Below are 25,504 nucleotides of genomic sequence, written 5' to 3' on the forward strand. Positions count from 1 at the left end.
GTCATGCGGTCACGGTAGCCTGCACTCATTTCGCGGTCTTGAACCACGGGTTTCGCGGGTGTTAAGCAGGACCCGCAGTGGTACTCCAAGCTGCGATAAACTTGGAACTTGGCTGCCCGCCAGCCCGTCTCCCCTGAAGCCTGTCCAATGCCAGGGGCAGCCCATACCGCAGCGAAAGTAGCACCGTGTCCCAAGATGTCCTCACCCCCGCCCGGATCTCGGAGATTCATAAAGAAGCGGGCCGGCGCCGGACCTTTGCTGTCATTTCCCACCCCGACGCCGGCAAGTCCACGCTGACTGAGGCGCTGGCCCTGCATGCCAAGGTGATCGGTACAGCCGGCGCCTCCAGCGGCAAGGCCAACCGCAAGGAAACAGTCTCGGACTGGATGCAGATGGAAAAGGACCGCGGCATTTCCATCAGCTCCGCGGCACTGCAGTTCTCCTACCGGGACACCGTCATCAACCTCCTGGACACCCCCGGCCACGCGGACTTCTCCGAGGACACCTACCGGGTGCTCGCCGCCGTCGACTGTGCCGTGATGCTTGTGGACGCGGCCAAGGGCCTGGAAACCCAGACCATGAAACTGTTCGAGGTCTGCAAGCAGCGGAACCTGCCCATCATCACCGTCATCAACAAGTGGGACCGGCCCGGCCTGGACGCGCTGGCCCTGATGGACGAGATCACCGAGCGCACGGGGCTGCAGCCCATGCCCCTGACCTGGGCCGTGGGCATCTCCGGGGACTTCCGCGGCGTCTGGGATCTCCGCAACGACCGTTTTGCCCGCTTCCAGCGCAACAACGCCGGCGCGCAGATTGCCATCACCGAGTACTTCACCCCGGAGGAAGCGGCGGAAAGCCAGGGCAGCAACTGGTCAGACGCCGTGGATGAGGCAGGGCTGGTGATCGAATCGAACCTGGAGTTCGACGTCGAAAGCTTCCACGCCGGCAAGGCCACCCCCATCCTGTTCAGCTCCGCCGCGCTGAACTTCGGCGTCAAGGAACTGCTGGACGCGCTGGTCGACTTCGCCCCGCCGGCAGCCCCGCGGCCGGACGTGGACGGCACCCCGCGTCCGGTGGCATCGCCGTTCTCCGGATTCGTCTTCAAGGTCCAGGCCGGCATGAACAAGGCCCACCGCGACCACGTTGCCTTCATCCGCGTCTGTTCCGGCGTCTTCGAGCGCGGCATGGTGGTCACCCAGACCCGCACCGGCAAGTCCTTCGCCACCAAGTACGCGCAGCAGGTGTTCGGCCGCGAACGCGAAGTGATCGATGAGGCCTACCCCGGCGACGTGGTGGGCCTGGTCAACGCGTCCTCACTGCGCGTGGGGGACAGCCTGTTCCTTGAGGACCCGGTGGAATACCCCGCCATCCCGCTGTTCGCTCCGGAGCACTTCCAGGTTGCGCGTTCCAAGGACCCAAGCAAGTTCAAGCAGTTCCGCCGTGGCATCGAGCAGCTCGAGCACGAGGGCGTGATCCAGGTGCTCCGCTCGGACGTCCGGGGAGACCAGGCGCCAGTGCTTGCCGCCGTTGGGCCGATGCAGTTCGAAGTGGTTGAGGACCGGATGGCGCACGACTTCAGCGCCCCCATGCGGCTGGAACGCCTCCCTTACTCGCTGGCCAGGATTTCGACGGCGGATGCCATGCCGGCGCTCGCCAACGTACCGGGGGCCGAGGTACTCCTCCGGTCCGACGGCGAGTACTTGGCTCTGTTCAATGATGTTTGGGCCCTTCGCCGGATCGAAAAGAATCATCCGGACCTCACCCTTGTGCCCATCGGTACACACAACCCCGCAAAGTAGGAACCGTGAACGCAGTTCAACCTGGCGCAGTTCAACCCCGTGCGCTGATCACGGGGGCCGGCACCATCAATCCGCTTGGTTCATCCGTGGCGGAAACCTGGGCAGCCCTGGTAGCTGGAAAGTCCGGCATCGGCCAGCTTGACGAGGCCTGGGCTGATCAGCTGCCCGTGAAGATCGCAGGACAGGTCACCGCTGACCTTTCCGGGCACCTCAGCACGCGCGAGATGAAGCGCATGGACCGCTGCGGGCAGCTGGCGCTCATCGCTGCCCGGGAAGCCTGGAAGCAGGCCGGCGCCCCCGAGGTGGATCCCGAGCGCTTCGCCGTCGTGATCGGTTCTGCGTACGGCGGGCTGGGCTCCACACTGGAGCAGGACCGCACCCTTGCCGAATCCGGCCCCCGCAAGGTATCACCGCACACCCTTACGCGCCTGATGGTGAACGGCCCGGCCGCCTGGGTCTCCATCGACCTCGGCGCCCGCGGCGGCGCCCGGACGCCGGTGAGCGCCTGTGCCTCCGGGGCTGAGGCGATTGTCCAGGCAGCGGAGATGATCCGCTCCGGTGCAGCCGACGTCGTTATTGCCGGCGGCGTCGACGCCTCCATCAACGACCTGGTGATCACCGGTTTCTCCCAGATCCGCGCGCTGTCCACCCGCACCGGGGACGCGCAGCGTGCATCACGGCCGTTCGACGGCGGCCGGGACGGCTTTGTCCTCGCGGAGGGCGCCGGCGTGGTGGTGCTGGAGAGCGAAGAGCACGCCCGCGCCCGAGGCGCCGCAGTGCTGGGGGCCATGGCAGGCGGAGCGGTGACGTCGGACGCCAATGACATCGTTGCAGCCGACCCTGCCATGCAGCGGCGGGTCATGCAGAAGGCACTCGAATCGGCAGGCCTTACGGCCCAGGACATCGGGTTTGTGCACGCCCACGCCACGTCCACGCCCGTGGGGGACCGGCTCGAGGGCCAGGCCATCAACGCGGTCTTCGGACCGGGTGTCCCGGTCACCTCCACCAAGGGCCACACCGGCCATCTGCTGGGCGGCGCAGGTGCGCTCGCTGCCGTGGTGGTTCTTGAAGCCCTGCGCACCGGTATGCTGCCGGGGACCCTCAACGTTGAAGAGCTGGACCCGGAGGTGGACCTTAACGTGGTCACCGAAGACGTCCGCCAGCTTCAGCCGGAGAACGCTCCGGCCGGCCTGGTGAACGCCTTCGGCTTCGGCGGGCACAGCGTTGCCCTGGTAATTACGGGCCAGTAACGCAGACGCCCGGGACGGTTTCCCGGCCCGGGCGAACCACTGGTGCGCTCTTACGCGCGGCTGGGGGCCGGAGCCTCGACCGGCAGTTCGTGAACTTCAGGCGCTTCATCGTTCCCGCTGCGGCGTTCCTTCAGGAAGTAAACGAGGCCGGCGGCGATGGTGGATGCTGCCGCCAGCGCGAACAGGCCGGGGATAACGCTTCCGGTCTGTTCCTTGATGATGCCGAAACCGAACGGTGCGACGAACCCACCCAGGTTGCCCAGCGAGTTGATGATGGCGATGGCCGGGGCCAGGACCAGGGGATGCAACCCTGACTGCGGGATGGTCCAGAACAGCGGGGATGCGCTCTTGAAGCCCATCGCGGCGATGGCCAGGAAGACCAGGGCCATGACCGGGGACGCGATGGCTGCCGCGAACGTGCCAACTGCGGCAACCAGCAGTGCGGCCACCAGCAGCGGCTTCTTGGACCGTGCCTTGTCCTGCAGCTTGGCGGCGAAGTACATAGCGAACACGGCGCAGATCCACGGGATGGAGGACAGGAAGCCGACAGTGAGGTCGGTGGTGCCGGGGATTTGTTTGATGATGCTCGGGAGCCAGAAGGTGTTGGCGTAGATGGACAGCTGCACGGAGAAGTAGATGCCGCACAGCAGCAGGATCTGCGGGTTCAGGAGCATCTTCCAGCGGTTGATCTTTTTGCCGTCGGCTGGGGCGTGCTGCGCGTCCTCATCAGCGATGGCCTGGGACAGCGCGTTCTTCTCGGCGGTGGTGAGCCACTTGGCGTCCTTGATCCTGGCGTCCAGGAGGAAGAACACGGTGATGCCGACGACCACGGACAGGGCGCCTTCGAAGCCGAACAGCCATTGCCAGCCGCGCAGGCCCAGGGCGCCGTGGAGGCTGAGGAGTATCCCGGCGATGGGGCCGGACAGTGCTGCGGCGATGGAGGAGCCGGCAATGAAGATTGCCGTGGCTTTGCCGCGCTGGCCGGCGGGGACCCAGCGGGCGAAGTAAAAGATCACTGCGGGGAAGAACCCGGCCTCTGCCGCGCCGAGCAGGAACCGCAGGACGTAGAACATGGTCTCGTTCTGTACGAACGTCATGAGGAAGGAAACCGTGCCCCAGCTGATCATGATCCGGGTGAGCCAGACTTTGGCGCCGTACTTCTCCATCATGACGTTGCTGGGAAGTTCAAAGATCGCATAGGCGATAAAGAACAGCCCGGCCCCGAACCCGTAGGCGGCGGCACCGATGCCGACGTCTGCCTGGAGGTGGTCCTGGGCGTACCCGATGTTTGACCGGTTCAGCTGGTTGCAGACCAGCATGACCAGCATGATGGGCAGCACGCGCTTGAAGAACTTTTTCGTGGCCGAGGCCACGTCCGAGACAGCATTGTCCACAGACATCATTGAATGTTTCCTTTGGAATAGATAAAGCAGGCCGGCTCGGGTTCCCGAAAGTAGTGGGGCACGCCACAGCGACCCCACTACTTTACTGGACAGCGCGTACCGGGCGGCTACCCGAAGGCAACTACCGGAGGCCTGCTGCCGGACGGCCGCTACCGTACGAGGCAGGGCCGCTTCGGGTCGAAGGACCAGCCATCGATGTAGTACTGCATGCCGATGCTGTCATCCCGGGCGTCGAGGCCGTGCGCCAGGTACAGCTGGTGCGCCTTGTCCAGGGCTTCGCGGTCCAGTTCGATGCCCAGGCCGGGGGCCTCCGGAACCTCGATGGCGCCGCCCTTGATCTGCAGTGGCTCCTTGGTGAGGCCCTGGCCGTCCTGCCAGATCCAGTGCGTGTCCAGTGCGGTGATCTCGCCGGGAGCCGCGGCGCCGGTGTGCGTGAACATGGCCAGCGAAATGTCGAAGTGGTTGTTCGAGTGTGATCCCCAGGTGAGGCCGAACTCGTGGCACATCTGCGCCACCCGTACCGAACCGTGCATGGTCCAGAAGTGCGGATCAGCCAGCGGAATATCGACGGCGTTGCTGCGGATGGCGTGCGACATTTCCCGCCAGTCCGTGGCGATCATGTTGGTGGCCGTCTTCAGGCCGGTGGCCCGGCGGAATTCGGCCATGACCTCACGGCCGGAGAAGCGGCCTTCCGCGCCGCAGGGGTCCTCGGCGTAGGCAACGACGCCCTGCATCCGCTTGCCGAGCCGGATGGCTTCGTCCAGCAGCCAGCCGCCATTAGGGTCAAGCGTGACCCTGGCGTCCGGGAAGCGCTTGGCCAGGGCCGTGACAACATCCACTTCGTCGTCACCCGACAGCACGCCGCCCTTGAGCTTGAAGTCGCTGAAGCCGTAGCGTTCCTGGGCGGCTTCGGCCAGCGCGACGACGGCGTCCGGAGTCATCGCCTCCTGGCGCCGGAGCTTCTCCCAGCGGTCCGCGGGTGCGTCCTCCACCAGGTAGGGAAGGTCGGTGCGGGCATGGTCCCCGATGAAGAACAGGTAGCCGAGCATCGGGACCGAGGAGCGCTGCTGGCCGTCGCCCAGCAGTTCCGCGACCGGGACGCCGAGGAACTGCCCGTGCAGGTCCAGCAGCGCCGACTCGACGGCAGTGACAGCGTGGACCGTGGTCCGAAGGTCGAAGGTCTGCAGGCCACGGCCGCCGGCATCACGGTCGGCAAACGCGGCCGCCACTTCGCGCAGCAGCGACCGGTAGCGTGCCACCGGTTTGCCGTTGATGAGGGCACCGGCTTCCTCGATGGTGGTGCGGATCTTCTCGCCGCCAGGGACCTCGCCGAGGCCGGTGCGTCCATCGGAATCGGTGATGATGACGACGTTGCGGGTGAAGAAGGGGCCGTGCGCTCCGCTGAGGTTCATCAGCATGCTGTCATGGCCGGCAACGGGTACTACTTCCACGCGCGTGATGGTGGGCTGGTTGCTCATGCGCCGACCTCAGCTTTCTCTGCAGCGGGGACCACTTCGCCGTCGATCCGCCGGTTCAGGTGCCAGGGGTTGGCATCCTGCAGAGCCTCCGGGAGGAGTTCCTGGGGGAGGTTCTGGTAGGCGACGGGGCGCAGGAAGCGGTTGATGGCGAGCGTTCCGACTGACGTGGTGCGGGAGTCGGAGGTAGCGGGGAAGGGGCCGCCGTGAACCATGGCGTGGCCGACTTCGACGCCGGTGGGCCAGCCGTTGACGATGATGCGGCCCACCTTCTGTTCCAGGACGTGAAGGAGGCGTGCCGCCGTCGGGTAGTCCTCTTCCGTCAGTTGCAGCGAGGCGGTGAGCTGGCCTTCGATGCGGGTGGCGGCCTGGAGGAGGTCCTCGACTGAGGCGTAGCGGATCACCAGGGATGCGGCACCGAATATTTCCTCGTGCAGGACGTGGTTGCCGGTGAATTCCGTGACGCCGGTGCCGAAGATGGTGGGGGCGGGGGCGTTTTCGGTGGGGCCGGGAGTGCCTTGGCCGATGACCTGGACGCCGCCCGCATTGCCGAGGGTTTTGGTACCGGCATTCCAGGATTCGGCGATCCCCGCGGTGAGCATGGTCTGGCCGGCGCAGGCGGAAACGGCACGGCCGACGGCGGCTGCGAGTTTGTCGCCGTCCTCGCCTTCGGGGGCGAACAGCAGGCCCGGGGAGGTGCAGAGCTGGCCGGAGCTGCCCGTGACAGAAGTGACGTACTGCTGGGCCAGCGCGTCGATGTCACCTTTGAGGGCGCCTTCGAAGACGAAGACCGGGTTCAACGAAGACATTTCCGCGTAGACCGGGATCGGCTCGGGGCGGGCGGCGGCGGTGCGCATCAGGGCGACGCCGGCGGCCTGGGAGCCCGTAAAGCCGACGGCCTTAATGGCGGGGTCGGCGACGAGGGCCTGTCCGATGCTCGCGCCCGGGCCATAGACCAGGGAGAAGACGCCGGGGTGCAGGCCATTGTCCTTGACGGCCTTGGCGATGGCCTGGCCGACGAGTTCGCTGGTGCCCGGGTGGGCGTTATGGGCTTTGAAGACGACCGGGCAGCCGGCGGCGAGGGCCGAGGCGGTGTCTCCACCCGCCGTCGAGAAGGCCAGCGGGAAGTTGCTGGCGCCGAACACGGCGACGGGGCCGAGCGGGATCTGGCGCTGGCGGATGTCTGCCCGGGGGAGGGGAGTACGTTCCGGCAGCGCGGGGTCGATGCGGACCCCGCGGAAGTCGCCCTGCCGGACCACCGCCGCGAAGAGGCGCAGCTGGCCGGTGGTGCGTGCGCGTTCGCCCTGGAGCCGGGCGGCGGGGAGGCCGGTTTCCTGGCCGGCGCGGATGATGAGTTCCTCGCCGATGGCCTCGATGTTGTCCGCGATGGCTTCGAGGAAGCCGGCGTGGGTCTCGGGGTCAAGGGTGCTGAAGGACGCGAAGGCCTGGGCGGCGGCAGCCGTTGCTGCCTTGAGCTGCTCCTCGGTGAGCAGCGTGTAGGTGGGCTCCAGGGCCTGGTTGGTGGCCGGGTTGAAGCCGAACGTGGTTTTGCCTTCGCCGGCAGTGGGCTGTCCGGCGATCAGGGAGTGTCCGGTAAGGGTCACAGTGGTTCCTCCTAGTAAGGGGTGGATCAGGAGACGGTTGATCAGGAGACGGCTGCGATGAGGGCTTTGAGGTCCGCGAGGTCCTGCTCGGCGAGGTTCTGCAGCGGCGGGCGGACCGGACCTGCGGAGCGGCCAATGGCGTCCAGGCCACCCTTGACGATGGACACGGAATATCCTTTCACGCGGTCGCGGATATCCAGGTACGGGATCACAAAGTCGTTGAGCTTTTTGTTCACGGCAACCCGGTCGTTGTTGCGCACGTCCTGGTAGAAGTCCAGGGCGAACTGCGGGACGAAGTTGTACATGGCGCTGGAGTAGGTGCTCATGCCGAGCTGCAGCAGCGGCAGCGCGAAGGTTTCGGCGGTAGGCAGGCCGCCAAGGTAGAAGAGCCGGTCGCCGAGCTTTGCGTAGACGCGGGCGTCGTGCTCGAGGTCGCCCACGCCGTCCTTGAAGCCGATGAGGTTTTCGTGGCGGTCGGCCAGGGTTGCCACCGTGGTGTCCTTGTAGATGGCGTTGGCCCGGTTGTAGATGATGACGCCAAGGGAAGTGGCCGCACATACTGCGCTCACGTGTTCGGTCAACCCGGCCTGGTCCGCTTCAGTCAGGTACGGAGGGAGGAGCAGGAGACCTTCCGCGCCGGCCGCTTCGGCAGCTTTCGCGTTCTCGATGGCCTGCGCGGTGGAACCGCCGGCCGAGGCAAGGACAGGAACCTGGCCGCCCACTTCATCGACGGCGGTGCGGACTACGCGCTCCGATTCGGCCGGGGTCAGTGAGAAGCCTTCGCCGGTACCGCCGGCCGCGAAAAGGCCTGCCACCGGGAAGCTCGCCTGCCACGCCAGGTGCTTGCGGTAGTTCTCCTCATCGAACTGCAGCTTGGCGTCGAATGAGGTGACAGGGAAGGACAGCAGGCCTTCCTTGAGGGTGTCCGCCAGTTCCTGGGGTGAGTACTTTGCCACGGTGTGGTCCTCCGGTGTGTGCGCCGCGGGCGGCGGGCTGATGATTCCTTTCCAGACTAGGAGTGACGCTGATGCCTGTCTAAGTGCAATTTTGTATGTTTTGATACCTTGTGGGTATGAGGACCTAAGGCCGCCGCAACCTATTCCATGGCGAACTCGAGGTCCCGGAGCAGGCGTGCAAGGGCAGGGTTCGTAATTCTGCGGTTCCAGATGGCGTGCAGCTCCACCTGTTCGCCGTCCCCGCCTGTGAGCGGGAGGAACTCCACGCCCTTGATGCCCAGCAGGGTGGCGGAGTGGGGCACGAAGGCCACCCCGCGCTTTGCCGCAACCAGCGACACCATGGTCAGGATCTGGCTCACGGTGTGGACAACGTTGGCATGGCTGAAGGGGAGCGTCCGGACCACGAGGTCATAGAAATAGCGGGCCTGGGTGGCGGAATGCATAATCAGCGGCTCCTCTTTGAAGTCCTCCGGCGAGACATCCCGCGCCAACAGCGTCAGCGGATGGCCCGACGGGACGGCCAGGACCATGGACTCGCGGTAAAGGAGGTGGGAGTCGAAGGTCTCCTTGTCGAACGGAGGACGCGCCAGCCCGAGATCCAGTTCCCCCGTCAGCAACCCGTTGAGCTGCTCGCCTGTGACCAGCTCCTGCAGGTCCACATCCACATCGGGAATGATTTGTGAAAGCTCCTCCAGCAGCGGCCCCAGGATGCTGAAGCCGCTGGCGGCGGTAAACCCGATGCGGAGGATGCCCGACCGCCCCGAAGCGATGCGCCGCGCCGTGACCGGTGCCCGTTCGGCAAGGGCCATGAGGCGGCGCGCCTCCTCGAGGAACGTTTGCCCAGCATGCGTTAACTCCACTTTGCGGTTGTCCCGCTCAAGCAGTTCCGCACCCACGATCTTCTCCAGCTTCTGGATCTGGCGGCTCAGCGGGGGCTGCGTCATGTTGAGCCGTTCCGCGGCCCGTCCAAAGTGGAGCTCCTCCGCTACGGCGATAAAGCCTGCCAGCTGGTCAAAAGTAAACATGATGCCTTCCAGGTATCAAATGATGCAGATTTGGGCTTAGACATGCATCATAACCACTCCCTACACTCGACAAAGCGAACGGGGTGACCCGCTTCACAGATGTTCCGGGCCCCAACGCCCGCCGTGCCAACTAGGAGTTCCAATGAAGCACTTCCCCACACGCCGCACGATCCTCGGAGCGGCATCGGCCGTTACGCTGCTGGCGCTGACGGCGTGCGGCAATGTCGCCGGCGGCGGCGCGGCCGACTCGGCCAAATACCCGTCCGGCCCTGTCAACCTCTCCGTGGGCCAGGCTGCCGGCGGCAGCACCGACCTGATCGCCCGCGCCCTCGCCGAAGGTGCCTCCAAGACCCTCGGCCAGCCGATGCCGGTGGTCAACAAGCCCGGCGCCAACGGTGCGCTGGCCACCAAGGAAGTTGCCGGCAAAGCCGCCGACGGCCAGGAATTGGTACTGCTCAACGCATCCCTGATCACCATCACCCCCTTGGCGGTCAGCGCCGATGAAGCAGTGAACATTGATGACCTGGACATCATTACGGGTTTGTCGCAGGACGACTACGTGCTGGTGGCCAGCGCCGAGTCCGGATTCAAGACCTTCCAGGATGTGACCGGAGCAGGACGCAACGTCACCTTCGGCACCACCGGCGTCGGCACGGGCAGCCAACTGGCCCAGACGGTGCTGTTCAAGCAGGCTGACGTCAAAGGCACGGACATCCCCTTTGACAGCGGCAAGCCGGCCCTGACTGCAGTCCTCGGCAACCAGGTGGAGCTCGCCACTATCCAGCTGGGCGAAGCCATGCCGCAGATCGAGGCCGGAAAGGTGAGCCCGCTCCTGGTGTTCTCGGAAGAGCGCAACAGCTTCCTTCCTGACACGCCCACGGCAAAGGAAGCCGGCTATGACGTTCCGGTTGCCCAATACCGTGCAGTGGCCGCCCCGAAGGGTACCCCGCAGGAGGTCAAGGACAAGCTGCTCGCCGCGTTCCAGGAGTCGTTCAAGTCTGACGCCTACAAGGAGTTCAACAAGAAGAACATGCTGACCCCGAAGGAGATTTCCGGCGAGGAAGTCGTGACGGAATGGAAGGCATACGCAGCGAAGTACAAGGAACTGGTGGAGAAGCACGACATCAGCCTGAGCGGAAATAAGTGATTTCTGTGAAAGGAACCCCCGCAGGACCCGCCGGAGGCAGCAGTGCTACTGCTGCCTCCGGCGGGGACGCCCCCCATACCTTCCCCGATGAAGTCCTGGATGACCTGACCCCGGAGCAACTCGCAGCGCAGTGGGAGGAAGAAAAGCCTCCCGCAGCCGGAGCCCTCGCCAACGCTGCATCATCATTGGTGGTTCTTGGCGTCGGCGTTGCTGCAGCCATCCTCTCGATGGCAATGGGGCTGGGCACGCCGTCCGCCCCGCAGCCCGGCCTATGGCCGTTCATCATCAGCTGCGTCATGGTGGCCCTGGGCCTGTTCCAGCTGGTTGGCGGCCGGCACAACCGGGACGCGGAAAAGTTCACGCGCATGTCCACCTCGCCGCTCACCGGCCTGGTGACCCTCGCTGCCATGGTGGCCCTGATGCCGCTGATTGGCTTTGAACTGCCTGCCCTGGTGCTCTGCATCATCTGGATGCGCTTCCTCGGCGGCGAAACCTGGCGCTCCACGCTGGTGGTCAGTGCGAGCGTCGTCATCGCTTTTTATGCCATCTTCGTCCTCGCGTTGAACACCTCCGTTCCCCACCTCTTCTAGGAGACCTCCCGTGGATTTTCTCAATCCCGTTATCAACGGATTCGCGGTAGTCCTGGAGCCCACCAACCTCCTTTACTGCCTGATTGGCGTCGTGATCGGCATGCTGATCGGTGTGCTGCCCGGCCTGGGGCCCGCGGCAACCATCGCCATCCTGCTTCCGCTCACCTATAACGTGGAGCCAGTCACCGCCATCATCATGCTCGCCGGAATCTTCTACGGTGCACAGTACGGCGGCACCATCACTTCCGTGCTCCTGCGCCTGCCGGGTGAAGCTTCCTCGGTGGTTACTGTGTTTGACGGCTACCAGATGGCGAAGCAGGGCAGGGCCGGCACGGCGCTGGGCCTGGCCTCCATCGGCTCCTTTGTGGGCGGCACCGCGGCCATTATCGGCCTGACATTCCTTGCCCCTATCGTGGCCAGCTTCGCCCTGGACTTCGGGCCGCCCGAATACACCGCGCTGGCCATGCTCGGCATCCTCCTCGTGGCAACCATCAGCAGCGGGTCAAAAGCCAAAGCGCTCATCGCCGCGGCGCTCGGACTGCTCCTCGCCACGGTTGGCCGGGACATTTTTACGGGTGAAAGCCGGTTTACGTTTGGCAGTCTGCAACTCGCTGACGGCATCGATTTCGTGCCGATCGCCATGGGCATTTTCGGCCTCGGTGAAATCCTCTACAACCTTGAGGAGCGGCACCGGGCCGCCAAGGCGCCGTCGAAAGTCGCCAATGTCTGGCCTTCCCGCAAAGACCTCAGGCAGGCGTCGGGTGCCATCGGCCGCGGTTCCGTGCTGGGCTTCTTCCTGGGCATCCTGCCCGGTGGCGGTGCAACCATCGCCTCCATGGCCTCCTACGCCATGGAGAAAAAGCGGGCAAAGCAGCCGGAACGCTTCGGCAAGGGTGCCCCCGAGGGCGTCGCAGGACCGGAAACCGCCAACAATGCTGCGGCCACCTCGTCCTTCATACCTCTGCTGACGCTTGGCATCCCCGCCAACGCCACCATGGCGCTGATGTTCGGTGCCCTTCTGATCCAGGGTGTCACCCCCGGCCCGCAGTTGGTGGAGCAGAACCCGGAGCTCTTCTGGGGCGTGGTGAACTCCATGTACATCGGCAACATCCTGCTGCTGATCATGAGCCTGCCGCTGGTGGGGATCTTCGTGAAGATCCTCCGCGTACGCGCCGCCATCCTGGCTCCCGTCACGGCCTTGATCACGCTTTTGGGCGCCTACACCATCAACAACAGCATGTTTGACGTGACGCTCGTGGTGGTCTTCGGCATCATCGGCTACCTCATGAAGAAGTTTGGCTTCGAACCGGGCCCCCTGGTGCTGGCTTTCGTGCTCGGCGAGCTGCTGGAGAGCTCCATGCGCCGCTCCTTGCTGGTCTTCGGCGGCGATCCCCTTGGGTTCTTCGGCCGTCCCATCTCTGCCACACTGCTGGTGGTCTTCGTCCTGGTAGCCGTACTTCCGGCCATCCGCGGCGCCATCGCCAAGCGCAAGCGCAGTTCAACTGCCTCAACATCAGCCGTCACGCCGGACATCAAGGAGAAGGTATGAGCATCATCGTCGGATTCGTTCCAACGCCCGCAGGGCAGGCTGCACTCGCAGCAGGCATCGCCGAAGCAAAGCTCCGCAACGAGGACCTGGTGATCGTCAACTCGGCGCGGCAGGGAGCCCTCGTGGACAAATCAGTGGCCCCTGAAGACGTTCTGGCGCAGGCCGCCAAGCGTGCTGCCGACGTCGGAGTAAAGGCAACGGTTATCCAGCCGCCGTACCAGCACGACCTGGCCGATGAGTTCCTCGATGTCGCCAGGGAGGTTGACGCCTCGCTCATCGTGATTGGCCTGCGGCACCGCACCCACGTAGGGAAGTTCATCCTGGGCAGCCACGCACAGCAGATCCTGATGCAGGCTGACCGCCCGGTCCTGGCCGTCAAGGCCGACGGCGGGCACTTCTAACACCGGTGACGGGAAGCATCATGTACAAACACAATCCCGCCCCCCGCCGACCAGCGCCTGCAGCTGTGCCTGTTCCCGACTGGTCCAAACTGTGCAGGAACGACACCGTGGAGGTGCGCACGGCGGGTGGGGCGGTGATGTCCGGAACCATCGACATGATCGCCGCCGACCGCAGCGTCTTCTGGATCATCAGGACCGACGGTGCCGGGAGGACCATGCTCTGTTCCGTTGACGGCGTTACGGTCACGAAGGTGTCCCAGGGCGCGGCCCCTTCACGGACGCAGGCACCGTCACAGGTTCAAGCGCGGGTCGGACGGCGGCGGGAACAGGCGGCGGCTTGACGCCGGTCCTATGACGGCCCGCGGACGTGTTCCGCCAGGGCATCAAGGACCGGCAGCTGGCCCTTCACCAGCTTGACCCTCGCTTCCGCCTCAGGAAACCAGCGGGCATCGTCGATCTCGGGGTAGTGCTGAATCCTTCCCGAACCCTTGGGCCACTCCAATGGGAAAGTGTTGCTGACAATCCGGTCCGGCTGGAAGTCCTGCTCCGCCGTAAAAACCGTGATGATCTTGCCGGACGGCTGCCGGAACTGTCCGAGCTGCTGGTAGTCCGCGGCCGGGGCAGGCGATCCCATCTCTTCGGCGAACTCCCGCAGGGCCGCCGCCAGCGGATCTTCGCCGCCGCTGTATTCACCCTTCGGGATGGACCAGGCGTGGGCGTCCTTGCGTGCCCAAAACGGCCCGCCCATGTGGGCTATCCAGACTTCAAGGCCGCCGGGGTTTGCCCGCCTGTACAGCAGTATTCCTGCGCTGAAAACCGGCACCTGTCCTCCACCTGCTGAATTTTCACAACGAACGGTAATTGCCGTCCAACGTTAACCTGCAGTTCACGGCGCTGCTTTAGGTTATTCCTTCAGGCACTTTGCTCGAAGGGACCCGTCATGGCCAACATCGCTGAGGTTTTGGCACGGCTGACGCCGGAAGAACTTGATGAGCTTCGCATTCTTGGCCCGCAGGGCCACCTGCCGCGGCATCTGGTTGACGCCCTGGACCGTGCGGCGGGCGGACCGGGCTCAGGCCGTGGCTATTACGTGCCCACAGGCAACGTCAGCGCCACCGGCGGCCCGCTCCTGGTGCTGCGCAGCGATGTCTCCGGCTGGCTCTTTAATTCCCACAAGGACGACCCCGATTCCTTGTCCCAGCACGGATAGAGGACGGTGGAGGTTGACGCCGCCGGCTAATTCGCTGCCCGAACAGCAGTCTCTATCCAATCAGCAGACTCAGTGCCTCCGTCAAGTGCTCCACTTCCCGGACCGAAAACCCGGCCGGAACCGGCCCCGGGCCGGTATGGCTTGCCGGAACCACGGCGTGTGTGAACCCCAGCCGATGCGCCTCCTGGATGCGCTGGTTAATGCCGGGGACAGGGCGGACCTCGCCGGCCAGGCCCACCTCCCCGAAGGCAACCAGCCGGATGGGCAACGGCTTGCGGGCCTTTGCCGAGGCCACGGCAAGGGCCACAGCGAGGTCCGTGGCGGGTTCGCTCAGCTTTACTCCGCCCACCGTGGCAACGTAGGAATCATCCTTGTGCAGCAAGGTGCCGGCCCGCTGCTGCAGCACGGCCAGCAGCATGGAAACCCTGGAACTGTCGAGGCCGCTGGTGGCCCGCCGCGGCTGGGAGTTGGGACTTTCCGCGAGCAGTGACTGCACCTCCGCCAGCAGCGGGCGCCGTCCTTCCATGGTGACGGTGATGCATGTGCCCGAAACAGGGTCCTTGGTGCGGCTGACAAAGAGCCCGCTGGGATCGGCGAGCCCTTCGATGCCGTTTTCATTCAGGTCGAAGCAGCCGACGTCGTCCGTGGGCCCGTAGCGGTTCTTGACGGCCCGCAGCAGACGGAGCCGGGAATGGCGCTCACCCTCAAACTGGCACACCACGTCCACCAGGTGCTCCAGCAGCCGCGGCCCGGCGATGGAGCCGTCCTTGGTCACGTGACCCACCAGCAGTGAGGTCATGTTCCGCCGCTTGGCCGCGGCAATAATGGACGCCGCCACCTCCCGGACCTGCGAAACACCGCCGGCGCTGCCGTCAACGTCGGCGCTGCTGAGGGTCTGTACCGAGTCCACGATCAGCAGCCGCGGCTCAATCTTCTCCACCTGCCCGAGGGCCTGGCCCAAATCCGTTTCCGCGGAGAGGTACAGCGACTCCGCCACGGCGTCGATCCGCTCGGCACGCAGCTTCACCTGCGCTGCGGACTCCTCACCGGTCACATACAAGACGTCCTGCGCCGTCCGGGCAAACTTCGCCGCCACGTCCAGCAGCAGCGTGGACTTGCCCACGCCGGGTTCGCCGGCGAGCAGGATGACGGCACCCGGGACCAGCCCGCCGCCCAGCACCCGGTCCAGTTCGTCAACGCCCGTTGGCAGATAGGCGGCCGTGGTGGCATCCACCTCGGCGATCCGGCGCGCCGGCTCCGCAACGGTAGTAGCCGCCGTCGTACGCGCCACCGCGGTGCCGGTTTCCTCCACGGTGCCCCACGCCTGGCACTCGCCGCACCGGCCCACCCACTTGACGGTGGTCCAGCCGCATTCGGCGCACTTGTAGGCGGGCGCCTTGGATGCCCGGGAAGTCTTTGTAGCCATGCGTTCCACCCTAGCGGCGGGCACTGACATTCCCCGCACGGGTTCGACTCGCGCGCCCGTGTACCCGTCCACGGGGACGATTCGTCGGTTGGAGAGAGCGCTCTCTTGACAGTGATCCCCGTCACCAATAGAGTTCAGGGACTTGCTAGAGAGCGCTCTCTCAGCACCGGCAGTCCCACACAAAGGAGTGACCTTGAAATTCGCACGTCGACATACGGCGGCCGCCATCGCGGGCGCAGCAGCCCTGGCCATGATGGCCACCGGCTGCAGCAGCAGTACAGAACAGGCAGCAAGCGCAGACAATCCCGTGGAGCTCACGGTCACCACCTTTGGAACGTTCGGTTATGACGATCTTTACGGTGAATACGAGCAGGCCAACCCGGGAATCAAGATCAAGGCCACCAACATCGACCGCGGAGCGAACGCCCGCACCGATGCCTTCACCAAGCTCGCGGCCGGCTCCGGCCTCAGCGACGTGGTGGCCATCGAGGAGGGCTGGCTCGGCTCCATCATGGAGGTTTCGGACCAGTTCGTGGACCTCAACGAGCACGGGGCAGCGGACCTCAAGGACAACTGGGTGGACTGGAAGTTCAAGCAGGGAACTGATCCGGACGGCCGTGTCATCGGGTACGGAACGGACATCGGACCGCAGGGCCTCTGCTACAACGGCAAGCTGTTCGAGGCTGCCGGCCTGCCGAAGGACCGTGAATCGGTAGCGAACCTCTTCGGCGGCGAGGACGCCACCTGGGAAAACTACTTCAAGCTCGGCGAGCAGTATAAGGCGGCCACCGGAAAGGCCTGGTACGACCAGTCCGGCTTCGTCTGGAACTCCATGGTGAACCAGATGGAGGAGGGTTACTACACCAAGGACGGCAAGCTGAACATCGACGGCAACTCCGAGATGAAGGCCAAGTTCAACATGCTGGCTGCCGGCACCGCCTCCGGATTGTCCGCCAACCAGACCCAGTGGGACTGGGGCAACGGCAAAGCGTTCACTGACGGTTCCTTCGCCACCTTCGTCTGCCCGGGCTGGATGCTCGGCACCATCAAGGGCCAGCTGGAATCAGCGGGCGGCGGCACCGACAGTGGCTGGGACTTCGCCGACGTCTTCCCCGGCGGTGCCTCGAACTGGGGCGGAGCTTTCCTCTCAGTGCCCAAGACCTCCGAGCACCCGGCAGAAGCGGCCAAGCTGGCGGCCTGGCTCACGGCACCTGAGCAGCAGGTTAAGCAGTCGGCCGCCGCCAACAACTTCCCCAGCACCCTGAAGGCGCAGGAGAAGCTTGTGGCAGACGCCACCCCCAACGTGCTGTTCAACAACGCCCCCACGGGCGTTATCCTTGCCAACCGCGCCAAGGGCGTGGTGGCCCAGTTCAAGGGACCTGACGACTCCGTGATCCAGGAGAACGTGTTCGGCCCTGCGATGAAGATGCTCGACGGCGGCACGGCCGATGCGGACAAAGCCTGGTCCGAAGCCCTGGCCCTCCTTAACGACCTGGTCGTAAACAACTAGCACCACCCGCTGTGGGGCCTCCCGGAAAGGGAGGCCCCCCGATGGAGGGCAAGAGCCCAATGACAACCACCCTGAACCGCCCCGCCAAACCTGCGGCCATAAAAGCCAAGCCAACCTTCCGGCAGAAGCTGAACGTCTTTGACGTCAAGGCATCGCCCTACTTCTATATCGCTCCCTTCTTTATCCTGTTCGCGCTGGTGGGACTGTTCCCGCTGGTGTACACGTTCGTGGTCAGCCTCTTCGACTGGCACCTGCTCAAGGGCCAGGGCGAATTCGTGGGACTGCAGAACTTCGTGGAGGTCCTGCAGGACAGATTCTTTTGGAACTCCCTCTTCAACACGGTGAGCATCTTCCTGCTGTCCGCCATCCCGCAGCTTGCCGTTGCGCTCTTCCTGGCGGCCGTGCTGGACCAGAACCTGCGGGCCAGGACGTTCTGGCGCATGAGCGTGCTCCTGCCCTACATCGTCACCCCGGTGGCAGTGGCCATGATCTTCACCAACATGTTCGGCGAACAGTACGGACTGATCAATAACGTGCTGGGCAACTTCGGCCTGGACCCGGTGATGTGGAAGAGCGAAACACTGCCCAGCCACATCGCCATCGCCACCATGGTGAACTGGCGCTGGACCGGTTACAACGCCCTGATCCTGCTTGCGGCAATGCAGGCCGTTCCCCGTGACCTCTACGAGTCCGCCGCCCTGGACGGCGCCGGCGCCGTCCGCCGGTTCTTCAGCATCACCTTGCCGAGCATCCGGCCCACCATGGTGTTTGTGGTCATCACCTCCACCATCGGCGGCCTGCAAATCTTCACCGAGCCGCGCCTCTTTGATCCCGCCACGGCCGGCGGCTCACAGCGGCAGTTCCAGACCACGGTCCTGTACCTCTGGGAAATGGCCTTCCAGCGCCAGAACTTCGGCAAGGCATCCACCATCGCCTGGCTGCTCTTCCTGATCATCGTGCTGTTCGGCCTCATCAACTACCTGATCTCGCGGCGGATCGCCACGGCTGACGCCGCCAAGCCCTCACGGGCAGCCCGGAGAGTTGCGCGGAAACGCGCTGAAAGGACCAAGCGATGAGCATCATCGAAGGCGTATCCACTGCGCCGGCTGCAGCCCCTAACCCAAGTACCAAGCCTTCCACCGGCCCGGCATGGTTGCGGAAGCGGGTTTTCGGCTCCGGCGAGAGACCGGGATTCCTGACCTACGGCCTGCTCCTCGCATTCCTGCTGTCCTCGGCCTATCCGCTCTGGTGGTCCGCCGTTATCGGCAGCCGGTCGAATGAGGCCCTCGGCGAGACGTGGCCGCCGCTGCTGCCGGGCGGGAACTTCTGGACCAACGTGGGTGAGGTCTTCGACACCATTCCCTTCTGGCTGGCCCTGGGAAACAGCGTCCTCATTTCCTGCATCATCACCGTTTCCGTTGTCGGCTTCTCTACCCTCGCCGGCTACGCGTTCGCCAAACTGCGGTTCAAGGGCCGGAACGGGCTGATGCTGATGGTCGTGGCCACCATGGCCATTCCCACCCAGCTGGGCATCATCCCGCTCTTTATGGTGATGCGCACCCTGGGATGGACCGGGGAGATCGGTGCCGTGGTGGTGCCTACGCTGGTGACGGCGTTCGGCGTCTTTTTCATGCGGCAATACCTGGTTGATGTGATCCCGGACGAACTCATCGAGTCCGCCAGGATGGACGGGGCCAGCATGATTTCCACTTTTTGGCACGTGGCCATCCCGGCGGCCCGGCCCGCCATGGCCATCCTGGGCCTGTTCACGTTTATGACGGCCTGGACCGATTTCCTCTGGCCCCTGCTGGTGCTCGACGCCGGCAACCCCACTTTGCAGACGGCGCTCAGCCAACTGCAGTCTGCCCGCTACGTGGACTACTCGGTGGTCCTCGCCGGAGCGGTCCTGGCTACACTCCCGCTGTTGGCGCTTTTTGTGCTGGCGGGAAAACAACTCATCTCAGGAATCATGCAAGGAGCAGTGAAGGGCTAATGGAGCACCCGACGTACAAGAGGCAATGGCCCGACGGCTTTATCTGGGGATCGGCGACGGCGGCCGCGCAGATAGAGGGCGCGGGCCACGAAGGCGGCAAGGAAGATTCCATCTGGGACCACTTTGCCAGGATCCCCGGCGCCATCGCCAACGGTGACCATCTTGAGCAGGCGGTGGACCACTACCACCGGATGCCCCAGGATGTCCGTCTGATGAAAGAGCTGGGACTGGACTCATACCGGTTCTCCACCAGCTGGGCCCGGGTGCGTCCCGGAGACAGGACCGTCAACCGTGAGGGATTGGACTTCTACTCCCGGCTGGTGGACGAACTTCTCGAGGCAGGGATCCTGCCATGGCTCACCCTCTACCACTGGGACCTCCCGCAGGCACTCGAGGAAAAGGGCGGCTGGGCCAACCGGGACACCGCGTACCGGTTCGTTGATTACGCCAACGATGTGTACTCGGCGCTGGGGGACAGGGTCCGGCACTGGACCACCTTCAACGAGCCGTTTTGTTCTTCCCTCCTGGGCTACGGGTCCGGGGTCCATGCTCCCGGCCGTCAGGAGCCTGCCGCAGCGATCGCTGCCGTACACCACCAGCACCTGGCCCACGGGCTGGCGGTAGAAGCACTGCGGGGCAGGGGCGCACAGCATCTTGGGATCACCCTCAATCTCAGCAATTCCATCCCGCGGGACAGCACGGACCCGGTGGACCTGGACGCCGCACGCCGGTTTGACTCCCTGCAGAACCGGATCTTCCTCGATCCGATCCTGCGGGGGAGCTACCCGGAAGATTCCCTGCGGGATCTCGCCCCGTTCGGCCTGCCGGACGTTATCCTGCCCGGGGACCTGGAGATCATCAGCGGGCCGCTGGACTTCCTTGGGGTGAACCACTACCACGATGACCTGATCAGCGGCCACGCGGACGACGCCGGAAGCGACGGCCACTCCGGCGGCGCCGAGCGCCCCTCCGTTTCACCGTGGATCGGCTCCGAGGACATTGCGTTTCCCAGCCGGGGCCTGCCCCGGACTGCGATGGGCTGGGAAGTGAACCCGGACGGGTTGCGCAAACTCCTGGTCCGGCTGGGGGAGGAGTACCCGTCGCTGCCGCCGCTGTACATTACCGAGAACGGTGCCGCCTATGAGGATACTGTTAGCGCCGACGGCGCCGTCCACGACGAAGGGCGTACCGGGTTCATCCTGGAGCACGTGGCTGCCGTGGGCGAAGCCATCGACCAGGGCGCGGACGTCCGCGGCTACTTCGTCTGGTCCCTCCTGGACAATTTTGAATGGTCCTGGGGCTACGGAAAACGCTTTGGGATTGTCCGTGTGGACTACGGCACGCTGGAAAGGACTGTCAAGGACAGCGGCAAGGCCTATACGGAACTGATCGCCGCGGCAAAGAGGTATGCTTCCCGGCCCGCTGCATCCCTGCCCGGTTAAACTGAAGTCCCCGGCCATATGCCAGCCAGACCACGGAGCGATGATTGTGAAGCAAGACACCAGCGGAAGCCGGCCAACGCCAACCCTTGAAATGGTGGCAGCGCTGGCCGGGGTCTCCCGCGCCACCGTCTCGCGGGTGGTCAATCACGTTCCAAGCGTGGACGAGGACATTGCGGCCAAGGTGCGCCAGGCCATCCTTGCCGTGAACTACACGCCAAACCGGGCGGCGCGGTCCCTGGCAAGCAGGCGGCCCAACTCCGTGACGCTCATCGTCCCGGAGTCCACCTCGAAGGTGTTCGCGGATCCCTTCTTCGCGTCAGTTGTCCAGGGCGTGGCGTTGTACCTGGGGGAAACTGACTACACCCTGAACATGGTCATCGCCTCGGAAGCCAAGCCCGAGAAGACGAGGGCTTTCCTGCTCGGCGGCAACGTGGCGGGCGCGCTGGTGGTATCCCACCACGCCGGCGACAGGTCCTGGACCCACCTGAGTGATTACATTCCCATGGTGTTCGCCGGCAGGCCGCTGGGTGAAGGCGCGCGCTATTACGTGGATGTTGACAATGAGGCTGCAGCGGCGGGTGCAACAAGGGTCCTGATCGAGGGCGGGCGGACGAATATCGGCACCATCGCAGGCCCGCAGGACATGCCGCCGGGCATAGACCGCCTCAACGGGTGGAGGTCGGCCATGGCCGAGGCCGGGTTCGAGGATTCCCTCGTGGAGTACGGGGACTTCACCCTGGCATCGGGAGCGAAAGCGATGCGCCGGCTGCTGGGCAGCGGCCGGCCGGTGGACGGCCTGTTCGTGGCCAATGACCAGATGGCCGCCGGTGCCTTCACCGTGCTCCAGGAACGCGGGCTCCGCATTCCCCAGGACGTAGCGGTGGTGGGCTTTGACGACGATTCATTCGCTACTTCGGTAAACCCGCCGCTCACCACCGTGCACCACCCGATCATTGAGATGGGAAAAAAGATGGCCGAAATCCTGGTAGACCTGATCGAGGGCAAGGACGCTGACCGGGTCACGCGGATCCCCACCTCACTCGTGATCCGTGAGTCTGCCTGATGGCCGCCAACGCGTTGGACGGCAGCACGGGAAGTGACGGGACGCTCCGCTGGGGCGTTGTGGCAACAGGACGCATCGCGCACCGGGTCACCCGGGACCTCGCCTGCCTTGAAGGCGCGGAGCTGTACGCGGTAAGTTCGCGCAGCAAGGGTTCGGCGGAGGCATTCGCCCGGGAGCACGGCTTTGCCGTCAGTTATCATGACGGTCCTACCGGAACCGGATACCAGCGGCTCTTTTCCGATCCCCGGGTGGATGTGGTGTACGTGGCCACCCCACATGCACAGCACTTCGAGGTTGCCCGTGCGGCGCTGGAAGCCGGGAAGCATGTCCTGTGTGAAAAACCCTTCACCATCAACGCCGGAGAGGCCCGCGAGCTGGTCCGGTTGGCCGGGGAACGGGGTCTTTTCCTGATGGAGGCCGTGTGGACCCGCTTCCTGCCGGCAACCCGACGAGCCCTGGAGCTGACCGGCGGCGGGGAGATCGGAGTGGTCCGCTGGGTCCAGGCCGACCTGGGCTTTCCAGCTGCCTACGACCCCGCCGACAGGCTGTGGGATCCGGCGGCCGGCGGGGGAGCGCTGCTGGACCTCGCCGTTTACCCGCTGACCTGGGCCATCGCGGCCCTCGGGTTCCCCGCGGGGCTCATGGCAAGAGGCCACCTGAACCAGGACGGCGTGGACGTCCAGAACTCCATCACCCTTGAATACCCGGAAGGGGCTGCAGCGCAGCTGACCTCTTCACTGCAGGCTGCGGGACCAGGCACCGCCACCATCAGCGGAACCACGGGCTGGATCAGGACCGGTTCCCCGCTATACAACCCGCGCACGCTGGAGATTTGCGGGGTGGACGGGAGCACCCGTGTGGAGGAATTCGCAGAGGACACTGAGGGCTTTATCCACGAACTGCGCGAAACCGCCCGCTGCATCCGCGCAGGCCTGCAGGAGAGCCCGCTGATGCCCTGGGCTGAAACCGTGCAGGTGATGGAACTGCTGGACGAAGCACGGCAGCAGCTGGGGCTGCGCTACCTGAATGATGAGCAGGCGCGTTCAACCACCGGGCCGTCCTAGAGCGCGGGCAACACATCCCGGGCTTCACGCGCGTCCATCCCCGTGGCCTCCAGCAGGTCCACCATCAGCGGGCGGTACAGCATCACCACGGTTTCGCCTTCCAGCCTCTGCACCTCCAGCAGCTTCGGATGCAGACGCAGGGCTATCTCGCTCAAGTCCCGGCGGGCGGTGCGCAGATGGGCGCGGCGGACGCCGTCGTGCGTTTCCGCCAGGCCCAGCGAAAGCTCATCAATCGCGGCAGCGGTCTCCTGCAGCACCTCCGCGATGTTTTCCGTCGCCTCATCGGAAAGCGCTGCGTGGTTGATGGCGCTGGTGAGCCGCCGTGCGAAAACCCTGCTGTTCCTCAGCGCCAGGTCAATAAAGTCCAACGACTGTTTCAGCTGGTCGAGCTCTTCCCTGTGCCGCCGGTAGGCGGGCGCCAGCGTGGCCACCTCCCCGGACGCGCGGAGGGACTGGCGCATGCCGTCCACCAGCGGCTGGCAGTTCCGCCCCCGGATGAGGGCGTGCCAGGCCTGCGTGGAGTCGCTCTTGACCAGGGCGTCGCCGCACTCGCGCAGCACCTCGGCCAGTTCATGCAGCAGCTTCTGCACATCCTTGCGCGGCTCCCGGCGCGGATCCTTGGGGATAAGGATGGTCACCAGCAATGCACAGAGGCCGCCCACCACCGCGTCAATGCTCCGCGTGAAGGGTCCCCCTGCCGGGGCAGGCAGCAGCACAACCAGCAGCGACTGCAGTCCCAGCTGGGTGGTGAAGATGGTGCCGCTGTCCAGGAACCGGGCCAGCAGGATGGAGAACAGAAGGACGACGGCGGCCTGCCAGATCCCGCCGCCGAGCCAGTGCAGGAGCAGATCACCCACGGCAATGCCGATGGTGCAGCCCAGGCCCACCTCCACTACCCGCCGCAGCCGCGGTTCCCGGGAAAAACCAAGGGCGATCAGGGATGAGGTAGCGGCGAACAACGGCCCTGAGTGCCCCAGCACGTACTCGGCGAAGGCGTAGGCGCCCACCGCGCAGACAGTCATCTGAATCGCGGGAACCAGCGAGTTCCGGCTGCGGATCAGCCCCGTGCGGATACGGCCGCGCAGGAAACGCCTGCCTGCTGAGAGTCCTGCTGCGGGAGCCATGCCGTCCAGTCTATTTGTTGCCCCGGCCGTTTATTTTGCTCCCGGTCCACTACGGCCGGAGATGTGATCTGCGCAATGGGAACCCGGCACTTGTAAGCCAAAATCCCGCCGTCGTTAATGTTCCGTTCACTTTGGGCAGCCCATCCCTTTACCTGCGCCCCCTAACTTCGATGAAGGTACAAAACGTACGCATCGCGCTGCAGGGTTCTCCGTCCCTGTCCGCACTGAATATCCCTGGAAGGGGTACACCTAGTGAAGGCACTCCGCTTCGGCCGCCACGCGGCTATCGCTGTTATCGCAGCCGGCGCTCTCGCGCTCACCGCCTGCGGTTCAGACAACGCCACGGGCACCGCACCCGCCGGCACCCAGACGTCCGGAACCAAAGTCACTGGCACGCTCACCGGCATCGGCGCATCCTCCACCGGCGCAGCCATGGACGCCTGGAAGGCCGGCTTCGCTTCCGCTAACCAGGGCGCCACCGTGCAGTACTCCCCGGACGGCTCCGGGGCAGGCCGCAAGGCCATCATCGACGGCTCGGCCCAGTTCGCCGGCTCCGACGCCTACCTGAAGGACGACGAACTCGAGTCCTCCAAGGCCGTTTGCGGCCCTGACGGTGCCATCAACATCCCCGTCTACATCTCCCCGATCGCCGTTGCGTTCAACCTCCCCGGCATTACCGAGCTTAAGCTCGACGCCGCCACGACCGCCAAGATCTTCCGCGGCGAAATCGCCAACTGGAACGATCCTGCCATCGCCGCCCTGAACGAAGGCGTGGCCCTGCCGGATCTGAAGGTCACCCCGGTGAACCGCTCGGACGATTCCGGCACCACCACCAACTTCACCGACTACCTGGCCTCCGCAGCACCGGAGGTCTGGACGGATAAGTCCTCCGGGGTCTGGCCTGCAACCCTGCAGGGCGAGAACGCCAAGGGCACCTCCGGCGTGGTCAAGACTGTCACCGACACCCCGGGTGCCGTGACCTACGCTGACGACTCCGCTGTGGGCGGCACGCTCGGCACCGCCTCTATCAAGGTGGGCGAGGAGTTCGTCAAGATCTCCGCTGATGCTGCAGCGAAGGCCGTAGAAGCAGGCACCCCGGTTGACGGCCGCTCGGCCAACGACGTTGCCATCAAGCTGGACCGCAAGACCACTGCTTCCGGTGCTTACCCGATCGTGCTCGTCTCCTACCACGTGGTCTGCAGCGCTTACGACAAGCAGGAAACCGTTGACCTGGTCAAGGCCTTCGAGAACTACGTAGTCTCCGAGGCGGGCCAGCAGGCCGCCGCGGATTCGGCGAAGTCCGCACCGCTGTCCCCGGCCCTGGTCGAGAAGGCCACCGCGGCCGTCGAGTCCATCAAGGTTAAGTCCTAGTTACCGCACCGAATCCGGGTTCCCCGCCTGCCGAGAGGCAGTGCGGGGAACTTCGGGTTGAAAGCCACCTTTTCCAGTCTTCAGTTACCGATCGAAGGGCCG

Annotated in this window: 23 protein-coding genes; 15 read left to right on the plus strand and 8 right to left on the minus strand. The window is 65.1% G+C overall.

The window, feature by feature from the left end; translation table 11 throughout:
• The first annotated feature begins 185 nt into the window (after positions 1-185).
• Together M1D32_RS01985 and M1D32_RS01990 are read left to right on the plus strand one after the other, a co-directional pair.
• The gene (locus M1D32_RS01985) at positions 186-1,799 is read left to right on the plus strand and encodes a peptide chain release factor 3 (protein ID WP_163161347.1); all 1,614 of its coding nucleotides are present in this window, start codon (positions 186-188) and stop codon (positions 1,797-1,799) included.
• A 5-nt stretch (positions 1,800-1,804) separates the two neighbouring features.
• A complete protein-coding gene (locus M1D32_RS01990) occupies positions 1,805-3,049 on the plus strand; it encodes a beta-ketoacyl-[acyl-carrier-protein] synthase family protein (protein ID WP_458780700.1) in 1,245 nt (414 codons plus the stop codon).
• 50 nt (positions 3,050-3,099) lie between these two features.
• Here the strand turns inward: M1D32_RS01990 and M1D32_RS01995 are convergent, their stop codons facing one another.
• The 5 genes from M1D32_RS01995 to M1D32_RS02015 all read right to left on the minus strand — a co-directional run bounded on the left by M1D32_RS01995 (position 3,100) and on the right by M1D32_RS02015 (position 9,512).
• Positions 3,100-4,452 carry an MFS transporter gene (locus M1D32_RS01995; RefSeq protein ID WP_458780701.1) on the minus strand — a complete coding sequence of 451 codons (1,353 nt, stop codon included), beginning with the start codon at positions 4,450-4,452 and terminating at the stop codon, positions 3,100-3,102.
• 149 nt (positions 4,453-4,601) lie between these two features.
• Positions 4,602-5,930 carry an enolase C-terminal domain-like protein gene (locus M1D32_RS02000; RefSeq protein WP_458780702.1) on the minus strand — a complete coding sequence of 443 codons (1,329 nt, stop codon included), beginning with the start codon at positions 5,928-5,930 and terminating at the stop codon, positions 4,602-4,604.
• The gene (locus tag M1D32_RS02005) at positions 5,927-7,531 is read right to left on the minus strand and encodes an aldehyde dehydrogenase (NADP(+)) (RefSeq protein ID WP_458780703.1); all 1,605 of its coding nucleotides are present in this window, start codon (positions 7,529-7,531) and stop codon (positions 5,927-5,929) included. Before M1D32_RS02005 ends, M1D32_RS02000 begins: the two co-directional genes overlap by 4 nt.
• A 41-nt stretch (positions 7,532-7,572) precedes the next feature.
• Positions 7,573-8,487, minus strand: coding sequence for a 5-dehydro-4-deoxyglucarate dehydratase (gene kdgD / locus M1D32_RS02010; protein WP_458780704.1), 915 nt, complete (start codon positions 8,485-8,487; stop codon positions 7,573-7,575).
• Positions 8,488-8,627: 140 nt separating this feature from the next.
• A complete protein-coding gene (locus M1D32_RS02015; protein ID WP_458780705.1) occupies positions 8,628-9,512 on the minus strand; it encodes a LysR substrate-binding domain-containing protein in 885 nt (294 codons plus the stop codon).
• Positions 9,513-9,654: 142 nt separating this feature from the next.
• On the opposite strand from M1D32_RS02015, the gene M1D32_RS02020 reads away from it, so the two are divergent.
• The 5 genes from M1D32_RS02020 (at position 9,655) to M1D32_RS02040 (ending at position 13,540) form a co-directional block, all read left to right on the plus strand.
• A complete protein-coding gene (locus tag M1D32_RS02020) occupies positions 9,655-10,659 on the plus strand; it encodes a Bug family tripartite tricarboxylate transporter substrate binding protein (RefSeq protein ID WP_458780706.1) in 1,005 nt (334 codons plus the stop codon).
• Between the two features lie 5 nt (positions 10,660-10,664).
• Complete coding sequence (locus M1D32_RS02025) at positions 10,665-11,249, plus strand: tripartite tricarboxylate transporter TctB family protein (protein ID WP_458780707.1); 585 nt, start codon at positions 10,665-10,667, stop codon at positions 11,247-11,249.
• 10 nt (positions 11,250-11,259) lie between these two features.
• Positions 11,260-12,798 (plus strand): tripartite tricarboxylate transporter permease, encoded by a 1,539-nt coding sequence (locus M1D32_RS02030; RefSeq protein WP_458780708.1) that lies wholly within the window; start codon positions 11,260-11,262, stop codon positions 12,796-12,798.
• Positions 12,795-13,199 carry a universal stress protein gene (locus M1D32_RS02035; RefSeq protein WP_458780709.1) on the plus strand — a complete coding sequence of 135 codons (405 nt, stop codon included), beginning with the start codon at positions 12,795-12,797 and terminating at the stop codon, positions 13,197-13,199. Before M1D32_RS02030 ends, M1D32_RS02035 begins: the two co-directional genes overlap by 4 nt.
• A gap of 107 nt (positions 13,200-13,306) precedes the next feature.
• The gene (locus M1D32_RS02040; protein ID WP_458780710.1) at positions 13,307-13,540 is read left to right on the plus strand and encodes a hypothetical protein; all 234 of its coding nucleotides are present in this window, start codon (positions 13,307-13,309) and stop codon (positions 13,538-13,540) included.
• An 8-nt stretch (positions 13,541-13,548) separates the two neighbouring features.
• Here M1D32_RS02040 and M1D32_RS02045 read toward each other — a convergent pair whose 3' ends face one another.
• Positions 13,549-14,022, minus strand: a complete 474-nt coding sequence (locus M1D32_RS02045) for an NUDIX domain-containing protein (RefSeq protein WP_458780711.1) — start codon at positions 14,020-14,022, stop codon at positions 13,549-13,551.
• 117 nt (positions 14,023-14,139) lie between these two features.
• On the opposite strand from M1D32_RS02045, the gene M1D32_RS02050 reads away from it, so the two are divergent.
• Complete coding sequence (locus M1D32_RS02050; protein ID WP_458780712.1) at positions 14,140-14,409, plus strand: hypothetical protein; 270 nt, start codon at positions 14,140-14,142, stop codon at positions 14,407-14,409.
• Positions 14,410-14,461: 52 nt separating this feature from the next.
• Here M1D32_RS02050 and radA read toward each other — a convergent pair whose 3' ends face one another.
• The gene (radA, locus tag M1D32_RS02055; protein ID WP_458780713.1) at positions 14,462-15,835 is read right to left on the minus strand and encodes a DNA repair protein RadA; all 1,374 of its coding nucleotides are present in this window, start codon (positions 15,833-15,835) and stop codon (positions 14,462-14,464) included.
• Between the two features lie 250 nt (positions 15,836-16,085).
• On the opposite strand from radA, the gene M1D32_RS02060 reads away from it, so the two are divergent.
• From M1D32_RS02060 to M1D32_RS02085, 6 genes are read left to right on the plus strand one after another with little or no spacing between them, the layout of a single operon-like run.
• Positions 16,086-17,345, plus strand: coding sequence for an ABC transporter substrate-binding protein (locus M1D32_RS02060; protein ID WP_458782260.1), 1,260 nt, complete (start codon positions 16,086-16,088; stop codon positions 17,343-17,345).
• Positions 17,346-17,404: 59 nt separating this feature from the next.
• Positions 17,405-18,421, plus strand: a complete 1,017-nt coding sequence (locus M1D32_RS02065; protein WP_458780714.1) for a carbohydrate ABC transporter permease — start codon at positions 17,405-17,407, stop codon at positions 18,419-18,421.
• The gene (locus tag M1D32_RS02070; protein ID WP_458780715.1) at positions 18,418-19,338 is read left to right on the plus strand and encodes a carbohydrate ABC transporter permease; all 921 of its coding nucleotides are present in this window, start codon (positions 18,418-18,420) and stop codon (positions 19,336-19,338) included. The genes M1D32_RS02065 and M1D32_RS02070 overlap by 4 nt, the downstream gene beginning before the upstream one ends.
• Positions 19,338-20,780: a GH1 family beta-glucosidase gene (locus M1D32_RS02075; RefSeq protein ID WP_458780716.1), complete on the plus strand. Its 1,443-nt coding sequence runs from the start codon at positions 19,338-19,340 to the stop codon at positions 20,778-20,780. Before M1D32_RS02070 ends, M1D32_RS02075 begins: the two co-directional genes overlap by 1 nt.
• 40 nt (positions 20,781-20,820) lie before the next feature.
• Positions 20,821-21,843, plus strand: coding sequence for a LacI family DNA-binding transcriptional regulator (locus M1D32_RS02080; RefSeq protein WP_458780717.1), 1,023 nt, complete (start codon positions 20,821-20,823; stop codon positions 21,841-21,843).
• Positions 21,843-22,907 (plus strand): Gfo/Idh/MocA family protein, encoded by a 1,065-nt coding sequence (locus tag M1D32_RS02085; RefSeq protein WP_458780718.1) that lies wholly within the window; start codon positions 21,843-21,845, stop codon positions 22,905-22,907. The genes M1D32_RS02080 and M1D32_RS02085 overlap by 1 nt, the downstream gene beginning before the upstream one ends.
• Here M1D32_RS02085 and M1D32_RS02090 read toward each other — a convergent pair.
• Entirely contained in the window at positions 22,904-24,031 is a 1,128-nt protein-coding gene (locus M1D32_RS02090) for an FUSC family protein (RefSeq protein ID WP_458780719.1), read from the minus strand. The two genes, M1D32_RS02085 and M1D32_RS02090, sit on opposite strands and share 4 nt — an antisense overlap.
• Positions 24,032-24,283: 252 nt before the next feature.
• On the opposite strand from M1D32_RS02090, the gene pstS reads away from it, so the two are divergent.
• A complete protein-coding gene (gene pstS / locus M1D32_RS02095; protein WP_458780720.1) occupies positions 24,284-25,402 on the plus strand; it encodes a phosphate ABC transporter substrate-binding protein PstS in 1,119 nt (372 codons plus the stop codon).
• Positions 25,403-25,504: the final 102 nt, after the last annotated feature.

It is taken from the genome of Arthrobacter sp. D3-16, assembly GCF_054408515.1.

Coding starts and splice junctions, on each gene's coding strand:
- M1D32_RS02050 (WP_458780712.1), top strand. CDS start 14,140: ATGGCCAACATCGCTGAGGTTTTGGCACGGCTGACGCCGGAAGAACTT.
- M1D32_RS02065 (WP_458780714.1), top strand. CDS start 17,405: ATGACAACCACCCTGAACCGCCCCGCCAAACCTGCGGCCATAAAAGCC.
- radA (WP_458780713.1), bottom strand. CDS start 15,835: ATGGCTACAAAGACTTCCCGGGCATCCAAGGCGCCCGCCTACAAGTGC.
- M1D32_RS02085 (WP_458780718.1), top strand. CDS start 21,843: ATGGCCGCCAACGCGTTGGACGGCAGCACGGGAAGTGACGGGACGCTC.
- M1D32_RS02075 (WP_458780716.1), top strand. CDS start 19,338: ATGGAGCACCCGACGTACAAGAGGCAATGGCCCGACGGCTTTATCTGG.
- M1D32_RS02090 (WP_458780719.1), bottom strand. CDS start 24,031: ATGGCTCCCGCAGCAGGACTCTCAGCAGGCAGGCGTTTCCTGCGCGGC.
- M1D32_RS02070 (WP_458780715.1), top strand. CDS start 18,418: ATGAGCATCATCGAAGGCGTATCCACTGCGCCGGCTGCAGCCCCTAAC.
- M1D32_RS02000 (WP_458780702.1), bottom strand. CDS start 5,930: ATGAGCAACCAGCCCACCATCACGCGCGTGGAAGTAGTACCCGTTGCC.
- M1D32_RS02080 (WP_458780717.1), top strand. CDS start 20,821: ATGATTGTGAAGCAAGACACCAGCGGAAGCCGGCCAACGCCAACCCTT.
- M1D32_RS02035 (WP_458780709.1), top strand. CDS start 12,795: ATGAGCATCATCGTCGGATTCGTTCCAACGCCCGCAGGGCAGGCTGCA.
- M1D32_RS01995 (WP_458780701.1), bottom strand. CDS start 4,452: ATGATGTCTGTGGACAATGCTGTCTCGGACGTGGCCTCGGCCACGAAA.
- M1D32_RS02020 (WP_458780706.1), top strand. CDS start 9,655: ATGAAGCACTTCCCCACACGCCGCACGATCCTCGGAGCGGCATCGGCC.
- M1D32_RS02015 (WP_458780705.1), bottom strand. CDS start 9,512: ATGTTTACTTTTGACCAGCTGGCAGGCTTTATCGCCGTAGCGGAGGAG.
- M1D32_RS02060 (WP_458782260.1), top strand. CDS start 16,086: ATGATGGCCACCGGCTGCAGCAGCAGTACAGAACAGGCAGCAAGCGCA.